General features: G+C 64.9%; 9 protein-coding genes. 6 read left to right on the top strand and 3 right to left on the bottom strand.

The window, feature by feature from the left end; genetic code table 11:
- Window positions 1–59 precede the first annotated feature (59 nt).
- The 3 genes from XH81_RS30310 (at window position 60) to XH81_RS30300 (ending at window position 5,363) form a co-directional block, all read left to right on the top strand.
- On the top strand, window positions 60–3,521 hold the full coding sequence (locus tag XH81_RS30310) for an AAA family ATPase (RefSeq protein WP_028142228.1): 3,462 nt from the start codon (window positions 60–62) through the stop codon (window positions 3,519–3,521).
- A gap of 1 nt (window position 3,522) precedes the next feature.
- Window positions 3,523–4,317 (top strand): protein-L-isoaspartate O-methyltransferase family protein, encoded by a 795-nt coding sequence (locus XH81_RS30305; protein ID WP_038949734.1) that lies wholly within the window; start codon window positions 3,523–3,525, stop codon window positions 4,315–4,317.
- 95 nt (window positions 4,318–4,412) lie between these two features.
- Entirely contained in the window at window positions 4,413–5,363 is a 951-nt protein-coding gene (locus XH81_RS30300; RefSeq protein ID WP_028142230.1) for a DUF6492 family protein, read from the top strand.
- A 10-nt stretch (window positions 5,364–5,373) separates the two neighbouring features.
- Here the strand turns inward: XH81_RS30300 and XH81_RS30295 are convergent, their stop codons facing one another.
- A complete protein-coding gene (locus tag XH81_RS30295) occupies window positions 5,374–6,441 on the bottom strand; it encodes an endo-1,4-beta-xylanase (protein WP_028142231.1) in 1,068 nt (355 codons plus the stop codon).
- 317 nt (window positions 6,442–6,758) lie between these two features.
- Here XH81_RS30295 and XH81_RS30290 point away from each other — a divergent pair, with 317 nt between their 5' ends.
- Together XH81_RS30290 and XH81_RS30285 are read left to right on the top strand one after the other, a co-directional pair.
- Window positions 6,759–8,195 (top strand): lipopolysaccharide biosynthesis protein, encoded by a 1,437-nt coding sequence (locus XH81_RS30290; RefSeq protein WP_028142232.1) that lies wholly within the window; start codon window positions 6,759–6,761, stop codon window positions 8,193–8,195.
- A gap of 241 nt (window positions 8,196–8,436) precedes the next feature.
- Complete coding sequence (locus XH81_RS30285) at window positions 8,437–9,993, top strand: L,D-transpeptidase (protein WP_028142233.1); 1,557 nt, start codon at window positions 8,437–8,439, stop codon at window positions 9,991–9,993.
- 33 nt (window positions 9,994–10,026) lie between these two features.
- Here the strand turns inward: XH81_RS30285 and XH81_RS30280 are convergent, their stop codons facing one another.
- Window positions 10,027–10,839 carry a class I SAM-dependent methyltransferase gene (locus tag XH81_RS30280; protein ID WP_212476378.1) on the bottom strand — a complete coding sequence of 271 codons (813 nt, stop codon included), beginning with the start codon at window positions 10,837–10,839 and terminating at the stop codon, window positions 10,027–10,029.
- A 32-nt stretch (window positions 10,840–10,871) separates the two neighbouring features.
- Between XH81_RS30280 and XH81_RS30275 the strand changes: the two genes are divergently transcribed.
- Entirely contained in the window at window positions 10,872–11,048 is a 177-nt protein-coding gene (locus tag XH81_RS30275; protein ID WP_212476380.1) for a hypothetical protein, read from the top strand.
- Here the strand turns inward: XH81_RS30275 and XH81_RS30270 are convergent.
- Window positions 11,041–14,040 carry a patatin-like phospholipase family protein gene (locus XH81_RS30270; RefSeq protein WP_271596506.1) on the bottom strand — a complete coding sequence of 1,000 codons (3,000 nt, stop codon included), beginning with the start codon at window positions 14,038–14,040 and terminating at the stop codon, window positions 11,041–11,043. The two genes, XH81_RS30275 and XH81_RS30270, sit on opposite strands and share 8 nt — an antisense overlap.
- Between the last annotated feature and the right edge of the window lie 98 nt (window positions 14,041–14,138).

Below are 14,138 nucleotides of genomic sequence, written 5' to 3'. Positions count from 1 at the left end.
AATCTGTGGTTGAGGGGCCCTAAGCCCTTCGACGGAATTATGGTCGGGCGGAAATCACCATGCTGGAGAATGAGCCGGACACGGGAACGGATGGCGGGCTGAAGCGCTGGCTCGAGGGCGTCGGCCTCGGCCATTACACCGATCTCTTCGCACAGCACCGTCTCGATCTCGACGTCATTGGCGACCTGACCGAGTCCGATCTGGTCGAGCTCGGATTGCCCCTTGGCGATCGCAAGCGGCTGCAACGGGCGATGGCAGCGCTGTTCCAGGCGGAAACGGCCGAGGCGCCCGCGACAATGGTGCCGCAAACCCGCACCGAGGTCGGCGCTGAACGGCGTCAGCTCACCACCATGTTCTGTGACATGGTGGATTCCACCTCGCTGTCCGTGCAGTTCGATCCGGAAGACGTCCGCGACATGATCGCGAGCTTCCGCGAAACCTGCGTCCGCGTGGTCAAGCATTACGAGGGCTTTGCCGCCCGTTTCGTCGGCGATGGTATCCTCGTCTATTTCGGCTATCCGACCGCGCATGAGGACGATGCCGAGCGCGCGGTGCGCGCCGGGCTCGAGATCGTGCGATTGCTATCGACCGCACGCGCGACCGAGCTGCGCGGTGGGCTCAGCCACGCACCCGCCGTCCGCATCGGGATCGCGACCGGCCTCGTCGTGGTCGGCGACCTCGTCGGACAGGGTACCGAAGAGCGCGACTCCGCGGTCGGAGAAACCGTCAATCTCGCCGCGCGCCTGCAGGGCCTCGCGCCGCCCAATGGCGTGGTGATTTCCTCATCGACCCAGTCGCTGCTGAAGGGGAAGTTCGACTACCGCAATCTCGGGGTCCACGCCTTGAAGGGGATATCCGAGAAGACGCAGGCCTGGCACGTTGTGCGCGCCTCGCGGGTGGAGACCCGATTCGCCGCCGCCATGGGCACGCGACTGACGCCGCTGGTCAACCGTGAGGAGGAGATCGCGTTGTTGATGGGCCGCTGGGAGCAGGCCAAGGATGGTGACGGTCAGGTCGTGGTCAAGTTCGGCGAGCCCGGCATCGGCAAGTCGCGCATCATCCAGGAGATATTCGAGCGGATATCGGGCGACCGGCATGGACAGGTCTCGTTCCAGTGCTCGCCCTATTACACGTCCACTGCGTTCTATCCGTTCGCCGAGCAGCTCAAATTCTCCCTTGGCCTCGACCGCGAGGATGCCTCCGCGCTGTCGCTGGCGAGCCTGGAGAGCGCGATTGCCGCCGCTCATGGCGACATCGAGCAGGTCACGCCGCTGTTTGCCGCGCTGTTGTCGATACCGACCGGCGACCGCTATCCGCGGCTCGAGCTGTCGCCGCAGCAGCAGAAGGATGCGACCGTCGGGGCGCTGGTCAATCATTTCCTCGGCCTTGCGCGCGAGATGCCGCTGGTGATCGCGTTCGAGGATCTGCACTGGATCGACCCGACCTCCCGCGAGGTGATCGATCTCCTGGTCGACCGGGTGCAGAACCGGCCGATCCTGGCCATCATCACAGCGCGGTCCGAATTCCAGCCGAGCTGGAACGCGCATTCGCACATCACGACGCTGGTGCTGAACCGCCTGAGCCGGCAGCTGCGCACCACGCTGGTGGAGCGCGTCGCCGGCAGAGAGCTGCCCAAGGAGGTCGTCGAGGAGATCATCGTCAAGACCGACGGCGTGCCGCTGTTCCTGGAGGAGCTGACCAAGACGGTCCTCGAATCCAACCTGCTGACCGAGCGGCATGGGCGCTACGTGCTGTCGGGCCCGTGGCGGCAGCTCGCGATCCCGGCAACCCTGACCGACTCGCTGATGGCGCGGCTGGACCGGATGGGGCCGTTCAAGCGCATCGCGCAGATCGGCGCCACCATCGGCCGCGAGTTCTCCTACGAGACGCTGCATGCCGTCGCCAACACGCCGGCCGAACAGATCGAGGCGGCGCTCAATCATCTGGAGCAGGCCGGGCTGATCATGCGCCGCGGTCTTCCGCCCGATGCGCTCTACTCCTTCAAGCACGTCATGATCCAGAACGCCGCGCATGCGAGCCTGCTGCACAGCGAGCGGCGCAAGCTGCATTCGCGGATCGCCCAGGTGCTTGCCGAGATGTATCCGGAGAAGACCGAGCGCGAACCGGAGCTGCTCGCCCATCACATGACCGAATCCGGCCAGAGCGAGGGCGCCGCGAGCTTCTGGCTCAAGGCCGGCAAGCAGGCGGCCAAGAGCGGTGCCAATCTGGAGGCGATCGGCCATCTGCGCCGCGGTCTCAGCGTCGTGCAGGCCAATGCGCGGATGCAGGGCGCGGACGAGATGGAGCTCGAGCTGCGCATCGCGCTCGGCAACGCGCTGATCGCCGCCAAGGGCTACGCGGTCCAGGAGGTCGAGGAGAACTACATCCGCGCGCTCGAGCTCGGCCAGCAGCTCGACGACGACGAAAAGATCTTTGCCGCCACCCGCGGCCTGTGGGTCTGCCACTTCATCCGCGCCGATCTCACCCGCGCGCACGATCTCAGCGTCGAGCTGTTGAAATTCGCCAAGCGCGAGCGGCTCAACGAGCGGACGCAGCCGGCGCAGCAGACCGGCTATCTGATCGAGGCGCACCGCTCGATCGCGATGACCATGCTCTATCGCGGCCGTTTTGCAGCTTCCCAGCATCATCTGCACCGCTGCATCAATCTCTACAGCCCCGATCTGCACTCCGATCTGATGGAGCGGCACGGCACCGATCCCGGCGTCGTCTCGTTGTCCTATCTCGGCTACCTGCTGTGGTTCCTCGGCCGGCCCGACGCGGCGCGCCAGCACAGCGAGCAGGCGATCGCGAATGCCGAGAAGATCCGCCATCCCTTCACGCTCGCCTTCGCGCTCGTGTTCGGTGCGTATCTCTGCCAGCATTTGCGCGACGTCGAGGGCACGCGCGATCATGCCAACCGCGCCATGATCATCGCCACCGAACATAATTTCCTGCATTGGAAACAGCAGGCGGCGATCCTGCGCGGCTGGGCGCTGACGCAACTCGGCGAGGCCGATGAAGGCCTCAGCCAGATGCGCTTCGGCCTCGACGAGTACGAGGCGATGGATTCCTGGCTCGCCGGCTGCTGGTTCCGCTGCCTGCTTGCGGAAGCCTACGCCAAGGTCGGGATGCGCGAGGCCGCCTTGCGCGCGCTTGACGGTGCGCTCGCGACCGCGCGGCGGACCGGCGATCACTCCTATCTCGCCGAAGTCTATCGCCTGCAAGGCGAGATCACGCTGTCGGACGGCGACCCGGCCTCGGCGCAGGAGGCCGGCGATCTGTTCGCGCTGTCGCTGGAGATCGCGCGCAAGCAGGGCGCGTTGTCCTGGGAGCTTCGCACGGCCGTCAGCCTCGCGCGCCTGTCGCATCAGGCCGGCAGGCGCGAGCACGCGAGTCTGCTGCTCGTGCCCGTTGTCGGCAAGTTCAGCGAGGGCTTTTACACCCCGGACCTGAAGCAGGCGGTGCAGCTCGTCAAGGAGCTCGGTGCGGACGCACCGGTCCGCGAACGCGCCGATCCCTGACATGAGTGATCTTGCCGCCGCGCGAGCGCGTTACGTCGAGCTGATTGCAAAGCGCGAGCGGATTGCCTCAAAGCGCCTGCTCGAAGCGCTCGCCGCCGTCCCGCGCGAAGACTTTCTGCCGAGGGGCCGCTGGCGCATCAAGAGCGAGGCGGCGCGCAGCTACCGGCTGACGCCCGATGCGGATCCGGTTCATCTCTATGACAACGTGCTGGTCGCGATCGACGCGCGCCGCAAGCTCGACACCGGGCTGCCGAGCCTGTGGGCCCATCTTATCGACGTGCTCGACATCAAGGAGAAGGACCGCGTGGTCCAGATCGGCTGCGGGCTCGGCTATTTCACTGCGATCCTGTCGAAGATGGTCGGTCCGAAAGGGCGCGTGATGGCGGTCGATTGCGACCAGCGCCTGGCGTTCCGTGCTGCGAACTATCTTCGCCCCTATCGCAACGTCATCGTGTTTCATGGCGATGGATGTGAGGAGATCCGCGAGCCCGCTGACGTGATCATCATCCACGCCGGCTTCTCACATCCGCATCCGCTCTGGCTCGAGGCGCTTCGGCCGCGCGGCCGCCTGTTGGTGCCGCTGACCCAGCGGGACCGTGAAGGCGCCGCCCTCAAGATCACGCGCAAGGGCAGGGGGTACGAAGCCGAGGCGGTGCAGCAGATCCGGATCTTCCCCGGCCACGGCCGGGGCACGACCGCGCTCGACGACCGCGTCGCCGACTGGTGGCAGCGGGCCTCAGCGCTGGCGCCGCTGCGCTTTCGCGGCATCGAGCAGGGACTGCCGTCGGATGGCTAACGCTTCGTTTCATTTTACCTTGATTGCGAATGGAAGTATCCAACGCACCCCGACGCCGCTATGAGTACGGCCTGATGGCCATTTGAGCGCGCTCCATGCATTCCGTTGCCCTGCTGACCGCCAGCTATGCCAAGGATATCGAACGCTTTTCGCTGCTCAGCGAGAGCATCGACACCTGGCTCTCGGGATACACGCGGCATTATGTTCTCGTTAACGATGAGGATGTGCCGCTGTTCGCGCGCTTCGCCTCCGACAGGCGCGTCATCGTTCCGGCCTCGCGCTACTTGCCGAAATGGCTGTTTGCGCTGCCGCCGGCGCTTCAGTTCATCAGCAAGCGCCGCGTCTGGTTGTCGCTGCTGTCCTCGCCGGTGCACGGCTGGCACATCCAGCAGATCCTGAAGATCGCCGGCGTCCTCAACGCGCCCGAGCAGCGCATCTGCATCCTGGATTCGGACAATCTGTTCTTCCGCGAATTCGACGTCGGGCAATATGCCGGGGCTGAGAAGACGCCGCTGTTCGTCACGCCGAAGGACATCGGTGCTGACCACCCGTTGCATGGGCTGTGGCTGCGCACCGTCGATCTGCTGCTCGGCATCAAGGACCGCTCCTTCCCCGCCGACGATTATGTCGGCAATGCGTTGGTCTGGGACAAGGACACCGCGCGCGCGATGACTGCGCAAATCAAGTCGGCGACCGGCTTGAACTGGGTTCTGGCGCTGTGCCGGAAGAAGAAGTTCTCGGAATATCTGATGTACGGCCATTTCGTCGCGAACTCGCCCGGGCATCTTGCCGCCCATCGGGTCACCGAAGACAGCGTCGCGGTCTCGCATTGGGACGACACGCCGCTCGACCGCCCGGCTATCGAAGCGCTGATGCGTGCCGCCTCGCCCGAGCAGGTCGCGCTCTGCATCCAGTCCTATTCGTCGACCTCGGTCGAGGACATCCGCGACGTGTTCCGCCTCAGCTCGCGCGATCGCCGGGCTCCGAGCCTGTCGCCCGAAGATATGGGAGAGGCGGCCGAGTTCGAGGTGAAGACGCGCGGCTAAGCTCGCGCGTTCAGGCGTCCTTCGTGAACTTGCTGATCACGTCCATGAACGGCTTCGGCTTGAACTCGCCGTCGAGCGGCAGCGGCCGGTTCGGCTGCTTGTCCGCGCGGGCGAAGGTGCCGTTGATCCAGCTGTAGCGATCCGAGAGACCCCAGGTCAGGATCGAGCGCACCGGGCCGCTGGTCGAAATCGCCGTCAGCAGGTCGTTGACGCGCTTGGCGACGATGGCGTCGCGCTCCGCCGGGTTTCCGGTCAGCTTCTGGTCGTCGACGTCGAGCTCGGTGACATACACCTCAAGTCCCCACGAGCGCAGCTCGGTGACGAACTCGGCGAGCCCATGGGTGTCGATCTCGAGCTCGGCATGCAGATGCGACTGCAGCCCGACGGCGTGCAGGGGGACGCCCTGGTCGAGCAGGGCCATGATCAGATTGCGGTAAGCAGCGCGCTTGGCAATGAAGGAGTCCTTGGCCGACTCGATGTCATATTCGTTGATCGCGAGCTTGACGAACGGATCTGCCGCAGCCGCCGTGCGGAACGCCAGCGGAATCCAGCCTTGACCGAGATGCTGCGTCCAGAACGTGTCGCGCCGGTCCTTTGGACTGCGGGGATTGTCCGGGATCGGCTCGTTGACGACGTCCCACGAGGTCAGCTTGTCCTTGTAGTAGGAGACGACGGTGCCGATGTGGTCGACATAGGCGCGCTCGACGCCGCGGGTGCCCTTGATCTGCTTGGCCCAGTCCGGAATGTCGTGATACCAGGCCAGCGCGTGGCCGCGCATCGTCAGATCGTTGTCCCGCGCAAAATCCAGAATCGCGTCGGCGCGCTCGAAATTGAACGTGTGCGCATTCGGCCGCAGCATCGGCCATTTCAACTCGAGCACCGGGACGACCTGGGTGCAATAGGTGCTGATGGCTTCGCCGAGCCTGGGATCGGCTTGCAGGTCCCAGAGCGTGGCCGCTGCGCCGAACCCCGGACGGCGCTGCGCCAGTTTCGACGCCGGCGCCGCCGACGCGGATGCGCCCGCCGCGAGTGCTGCGGCGCTGCCGAGGAGAAATTCGCGTCTGTCGAGCCTGGTCACTTCAGTCCTTTTCGAACCAACGCACCATCGTACCAAGCGACGCCTCGCGACGCCGGGGTTTCGGCTTGTTGGGTTAACCTCTGCCGCTTGGAAGTCGGTTCCTTTTCGTGATCGCGCCTTGCCATCCGAGGAAGGGCAAATTTAACGCTAACGCGCGAAAGCGGCTCCAAGGCTTCATTCGCCGCCCGATCTGCAGACTTATGTGACATTCTTGAGCGATGCTGCGGCGCATTCGTTTGCCCCGCCAAGGCCCCATTCAAGGCCCCATTGATGAACGGCCGCCACACTCGCAAGACCGTTGCCGGTCCCATGCTCGCATGCTGAACCGCCATTTCTCGATTTATCTCGTCGCCTACATCCTGCCTGCGGCAGTGGGCTTCTTCGCGGTCACGGCCTATACGCGGCTGCTGACGCCGGCGGAGTACGGCGTCTATGTCGTCGGCATCAGCCTCGCCGGCATTCTGGGTGCGATCTTCTTCGCCTGGATCAAGCTGTCGGTGTCACGTTATCAGGCGATGTCGGCGGAGGTGGATTTTCGCGGCACGGCGATGGTGGCTTTCGGGCTCACGGTCGCGGTGCTTTGCGCCACGACCCCGCTGGTCTTCCTGTTCCGCAGCGACCTCAGTGTCGAGCTGCTGCTCGCCAGCATGTTCGTCGCGATCATGGCCAATGCGGTCGATGTCGGCCAGGAGTTCGAACGCGCCAAGTTGCGACCCTACCGGTTTGCCGCGATTTCGATCGTGCGCAGCGTGTCGAGCGTCGGCTTCGGCCTCCTCGGCATCTGGCTCGGCTGGGGTGGATTGGGCCTGCTGGCCGCGTTCGGCCTGGGGTCGCTCACCGGCATCATCCTGAACCTCGTCGGCGACCGCACCAGGATCGCCCGCTTCCAGCGCAGCCAGTTCATGCAGCTCGCGCGCTACGGCCTGCCGCTGACGCTCGCCGGGCTTTCCGTCGCAGTTTATTCGGCCTGCGACCGGCTGATTGTCGCCTATCTGCTCGGCAAGGATGCCGCGGGCATCTTTGGCGTTGCCGCCGACCTGCCGCGCCAGTTCATGGTCATGATCGCCTCCAGCGTCGCCGCGGCCACCGTGCCGCTGGTGTTCCGGTCATTGTCCGAGAACAGCAAGGAGACGACGCGGGAGCGGCTGACTGAAAGTCTCGAGCTGCTGCTCGTCGTCGTCACGCCCGTTGCGATCTGGCTCGCGCTGGCAGCGGATCAGGTCGCCGGCACGCTCGTCGGCGTCGACTTCCGCGCCGGCGTGTCGGCGCTGCTGCCGACCCTGGTGCTTGCCCGCTTCTTCGGTATCGCCAATCAGTTCTACGTGCAGATCAGCTTCCAGCTCGCCGAGCGGCCCTTCATGCTGGCGGCGCAATCTTTCCTCACGCTGGTGGTCAGCGTGGTCCTGATGTTCGCGCTGGTCGCCGGCTACGGCCTTTACGGCGCGGCGCTGGCGACGCTTGCGACCGAGGCGCTCGGCTTCCTCGTTGCCGTCGTCCTGATGCATCGCGCCCACCCGGTCCCGTTCGACCTCGGCCGCCTCGCCGGTATTGCGGCCTCCGCTGCGGCGATGGTGGCTGCGATCCTGGCTGCGCGGTCGCAAGCGGGCGGCACCGGCTTCGTGGCGCTCGTCATCGTCAGCCTCGCCGGCGGCCTTGCCTATGTCGGAGCGGCCTGGCTGCTCAACGTCGCCAATGTCCGGACGCTGTCGCTGCGCTTCCTGCGAGGCTTCAACCGTAAGGCTCTGGGCGTCTGACGGGCGTGTCCTCGCCGGCACAGCCGGACATTCTGCCGCAGTGACTGCCACCTGGTTCGGACCAATCCCGGCTGCAACCGACCTTCCGCCGGCTCAGGCCGTCGTATATGAGGGATTTGTCGCCGGACCGGGCCGAATATCGCCACAGACGGAACGTATGGCGGCTGCGATTTCTTAATTGAATGACCGCAATCTGATACATGATCGGCACGAGCGGGCCGGCATTTCGACCGAGGATGGCATGAAAAACCGACTGACGACGGCGCAACCCACCAAGGCGATGCGGCGTCGGGTGCCTCCCGGAATCGTGACATTGGCGGCAATGGCGGTCCTGGCGGCGGTGGCGCCGGCGAGCGCGGCCAAGCAGGCGCGCCAGCCGGCCGAGGCGGTGGCCCAGCGCCAGGCCGGCGATCCCATCATGGCGATCGTGTCGATCAAGAGCCAGCAGGTCACGTTCTACGATGCCGATGGCTGGATCCTGCGCGCGCCAGTGTCGACCGGCACAACGGGACGCGAGACGCCGGCCGGCGTCTTCGCCATCATCGAGAAGGACAAGGACCACCGCTCGACCATGTATGACGATGCCTGGATGCCGAACATGCAGCGCATCACCTGGAACGGCATCGCGCTGCATGGCGGACCGCTGCCCGGCTATGCCGCCTCGCACGGCTGCGTGCGCATGCCCTTCGGCTTTGCCGAGAACCTGTTCGACAAGACGTATATCGGGATGCGGGTGATCATCTCGCCGCACGATACGGTCCCGACCGATATCTCTCACCCCTCGCTGTTCGTACCGAAGCCGGAAGCGATCGCGGCAGCGCCCAGGCAGGCCGACAAGCTCTCCGTCGAAGCCGACGAGGCCACAAGGGCTGCCGAGGAGGCCAAGAAGGCTGCCTCCGCTGCCGCGAAGGAAGCTGCTTCGCTTCCTGCCGTTCTGCGCAAGCTGGAACAGCAGAAGGCCCGCGCTGACGCCGAGCTCGCCTTCGCCGACAAGACGCTCGCGAATGCCAAGAACGATCAGGCCCGCGCCAAGGCCGAGGAATTGAAGCAGAAGGCGGCGACCAAGGCCGCCGACGCGGCGACGCAGCTCGACGCCGCCAAGGCCGCCGCGCAGCCGAAGCGCGATGCCGTGGCCGCGACGAAGGAGGCCGCGAAGGCCACCGCGGCCAGGAAGGCCGACGCCGTGAAGGCAGCGACCGACGCAAAGCTCGCCGGTGAGCCGGTCTCGGTCTACATCAGCCGCTCGACGCAAAAGCTCTACGTGCGGCGAAACACGCATAAGCCAGCACCTGATGGCGGCGGTGAGGTGTTCGACACCAGCATCGAAGTCCCCGTCACGATCCGCAATCCCGAGCAGCCGATCGGCACGCATATCTTCACGGCGATGGCGAAGTCCGCTACGGGCCTGCGCTGGAGCGTGGTCACGATCGAAAACGGCGACGAGGCGAGGAATGCGCTCGACCGCATCACCATCCCGCAAGAGGTGTGGGATCGCATCGGGCCGACCGCATTGCCGCGCTCTTCAATCATCGTCTCGGACGAGCCGCTGAGCAGCGAAACCAATTACCGGACCGAATTCGTCGCGGTGTTAAGCGACCAGCCGCAAGGCGGCTTCATCACGCGCAAGCCGACCGCACCTGCCATGATCGCCAGCGATGACGGCTGGGACAACGGCGGTAACGGCTTCGGCTTCTTCTACCAGCGTGACCCCTACGTACAGCCGGCCAATCCGCGCCGGCAGCGCGGCCAGTACCAATATTATCAGTCGACGCAGCCGATGCAGGGAAGCTGGTGGTAGGACGCGCGGAATAGCCGCCCGGACGACCTGCAGTTACGGACGCGCTTCGATCACCACAGCCTGAATCTTGCCCTCCACCGGTCCGGCGCCATGACGCGTCCGGATCGCCTCGGCGACGATGTCGGTCGCGGCCTGAAGCGTGCTGGCTTCCCTCGCCTCGATCTCGCCGCGCAGCGGCGTGCCCTGGCAAAGGGCGAGCGCGACATATTCGGGCGATGGCGCGCGGCTTGTTTCAGCTCGCGTCTCGATCGAGATATCGCGGAAGCCGGCACGTTCGAGGTCGGCTCTGATGACGTCTCTGTCGTGATAGCCGTGGGGCGTGCGGACCATGAAGCGCGGCGGGTCGTCGGGAAACAGTTTGCCGAGCGCGACCGTCGCTTCATGCGTCAGCACATTGTCCTCGATCCGATCCCAGACGTTGAACACGAACGTGCCGTCCGGCTTCAGGACGCGCTTCACTTCCGCGTAAGCCTTGGTGCGGTCCGGAAAGAACATGGCGCCGAACTGGCAGCAGACCGCGTCGAACTCGGCATCACCAAAGGGCAGGGCCGATGCATCCGCCTGGCGCCAGCTGATGCGGTCATCGTCCTTCTGGCGCTGCGCGGCGACCGCGAGCATGGGCTCGTTGAGATCGGTTGCCACGTAACGGATGCCGCGCGGCAGCGCCGCCGCCACGGCGCGCGTCACTGCGCCTGTGCCCGCGGCGATCTCGAGCAGCACGGAGGGCGAGCGGGCGGCGATGCGTCTTGCGATGTCCTCCGCGTAGACAGAGAAGATCATCGGAACGAGATACTCGTCGTAGATTTTCGGAATCGAGCCGGCGAAAACCTTGTCAGTGTCGGACATGATTGCCTCGCTGAAGGTTCGGACACGGGTTCATGCGAATTTCCCATCACCAGCGCCATGCGCTGGTCGGCAAACGCGCGAGCGGGCACGCAGGCCATGTCAGCCCGCTGAAAAAGAAAGAGAAAAAGAATTTCATCACGGCCCCCAAGCCGGGATCTGCAACATTTGCGAGAATAGCCGGCCGGGGCCGCAAGACAAACTCTATTTGAGCTTGGCCGGCGTCTCCTGCGGCTGCGCAGCTCTGAGGCAGGCAAGCAATCGCTTGCCGGTCGTAAGGATGGGTTTTGCCTGTTGGCGGAGCGTTTGGGTCGATGCTCGTCCCACGACCACGGCGCGCGCGCCTTCCCAGTCGTCCTGCGCGTCGTTGAAATAAGATGTCAGCTTGTTGACGCCACCACCGAAAAAGAGCGCAAAGGTCACGCGGGAGGCAACGCTGGCATTGAACAGCAGGTCCGGCTCCTCTTCGAGCGGTTCGCCAATCAGTGCCGCATATTTTTGATAGTTGCCGCGGCCGGTCAACTGGATCATGCCTCGGCCGCGATAGCGCCAGCCGTCGGCCGGCTCCGTGTTTCCCATCTTGCCGCTGTAAATCCTGTTTGCCAGACCCTCGGGATTGTTGACGAACCGTGGCGCTTCGTCCTGGGGGATACGAAATACGGACGTCAGCCTTGTCGCGTTCCTGTAGACGAGATTTTCGGACAACATCCTGAAATCCCAGGTTTCGTAGGCCGCGGTGGCGAGAACATAGGCGAGCTGCCGCAGGTCAGTCAGCTCTGGATGGTGGTCCCATTCCCTGAGCAGCGCCTGCAGCGCATGGACCTGGAACGACTTCACCGGAAGTCCCGATCCGTCGGCGTAGCATCGGCTGATCGCCCTGATGTCGAGCCGCGACGGAACATCCTGACGAGCATCGCCGAGCTCTCGATAGTGGTTCTCGATGGCGATCTCGTGGGCGGCCAAGTCGACCGTCTCATCCAGCTCGTGCGCGAGCAGGACCTGAATGCAATCCGCTGTCGCGCCGCTGCGATCGCTCTGGGTGAAGTCTCGCCCGGCTTCACAATCCCAAAAACGGCCGCTCTGCTTTTCGATGATCTCGCGGGTCTTGTCCGACATGGTCCATCCGAGCGGGAGCGGGTAGTACGGGTTGCTCAGCGATGCGAGACGCAGATTCCTGACGATGCTGGTCTCCTGCGTCCCATGGACGTCGATGGCGAAGGACTGCGCGGACAGCGCCCGGGCGGCGCGGTTGATCGCGATGTAGGCCCGGGAGTCGCGTGTGTTCAGCAGCGCCTTGATCGGTTCGAGCATCTCCCCGAAACTGAACGAGGTACGCTCGGGATAGCTGCCGCCTCCGAGCACGATCAGTTTGATCGAGACACGGGGGCTCGGCTTCGCTGCACCATCAGGCGCATCATCGGCGGACTTGTTGATCTCCGCGATGGTTCCCCGCAGCGAGTCGATCAGATCCATGGCCGTATCGACACCGGAATTCTCGAAATAGCCGCCGTCGACCAGCCGCATCTTGTCGATGCCGGGCGACGAAGGGTCCTTTGCCGTCACGCTGGCTGCGGGCGAGACCCATGGAAATCGCGCGCTGACGAACGCGGCGGTGCTCAGGGGAACGTTGATGGGACCGGAGTTGGGTGGCCCGCCGTCCGGCGGCTTGAGGGATTGGAAGAACGACAGCGAATCGACATTGTCTCCGTTCGCCTCCCTCCCGAACGTGAACGGTGAAAATATCACGCGCCGTCCGCTCGCCGCATCGGTTGCGTTGAGCAGCAGCGCCGGCCTGCTGCCATCCGCCAGCCAGTGCGCCATGAACGGCTGCTCCAGCGGCCCGGCCGTCGCGCCGGATCTCGTCGCGCTTTCGAGCGAATATTCGAGCGCGCGGGCCCGGTCGAGCGGTCCGACCGGACGGAAGATGAAGCGCTGGAGAAAGTCGCCGAACAGCGTCGAGGCGATGAGCGGCGAAAGCAGGTCGGCGGAAAGCGCCTGTCGAACGTACCGCTCGTTCGGTCCCGGCGTTTCGATCGCCGCGGCCAGCGGAGACTGCCGTTCGAGATAGCTGGCGATCTTGGGGCATGCCGTCTCGCCGGCCTCCTTCTGCGCAACGGTCGCAAGCGCCGACGAGAACACCGAAGCGCCGATGCTCCCGCCGGATACGCCGCTGATTGCGAACAGGTGATGGCGAAAGGCCGGACAAAGATCCTGCAGCCGGGCCAGGAAGATCGCGCTCTGATAGGCGGCGTAAATGCCGCCGCCGCGGGCGGCGACGACATAGACGGGATAGTCCTTGCTGAACTGATCGCGGTCGGGGCGGAGTGAGAGCCATCGTGTGAATTCGGATGTCGCCGAATCAAGGCCCGACGCCGGTGCCGGACCGTCCAGTGTCCGGATCCCGTGGTTGTCGTTGCAGTCGATCCAGGACAGGACGACCGCCAGGCCGAGAAACAGCGGCAACCACGGCATGCGCGAACGGACGGTAATGAGGCTCGCATAGGTACAGAACGCGGTGATGCAAACGGCGAAGAGCGCGAGGACGACGAAGGGCCCGAGCGCGCCGGCAAACCCCGTCGGCCCGACGGCGAAGATCGCGGTGGTGGCAAGGATAAGCCCAATCGTGCCGAGCAGGAACGATCGGCTGCGAAAGCGCTGAACGTAGGATGGGTCGGCCGCGTGCCCCTTTCCCACAGCGTACCAGAGGCAGGCCGCAAGAAGTGTGAGAAACAGGACTGCGTAGCCGCTTCGGTGCAGCGACTGCCCGACCGAGATGGCGAGCGAGGCGTCGAACTTGTCGAAGGCGCTTCCGGGGGCGTTGTAGATCTCGTTCAGCTTGGCGTCGGCTTCGCCGAGCCGCAGCGGAATTGCGCCGAAATGCCCGGCCGCACCTGCGATCAGCGGGAGTGCTCCCAGCACGATCGGTGCGAATCTGGCAGTCCAGTTGAACATCCTCGTCGGTTTGCCGGAGAGCCGGGCCCGGCTCTCCAGAACCACCATGGCGGAGCCGAACCATATCAGGCTGCCGACGAGAAGGAGCGTCAGCCACAGCAGGACGAGGTTCAGGAACTTCAGGTCGGCGTAGCTGATGCGATAAAGCTCGACGATCTGCGCCGGCAGCGACAGGATCGCAGAAAAGACCAGGCTGAGGACGACGAACCATTTGAGATTGCGGAGCAACCCAAAGACCTGGTCTCGGCTCATCTTGCGCCCCTGATGATATCCCCGTCGAGCGGACCTCCGGCCAACGCGGTTTCAATCAGCGGACCCTACCACACAGGCGTGCAAGTGATGCACCGGCC

The organism is Bradyrhizobium sp. CCBAU 25360 (assembly GCF_028128695.1).
Taxonomy (GTDB): Bacteria; Pseudomonadota; Alphaproteobacteria; order Rhizobiales; family Xanthobacteraceae; genus Bradyrhizobium; species Bradyrhizobium ottawaense.
The sequence above is the reverse complement of the archived record's forward strand: the minus strand, read 5'-3'. Positions and strand labels throughout refer to the sequence as shown.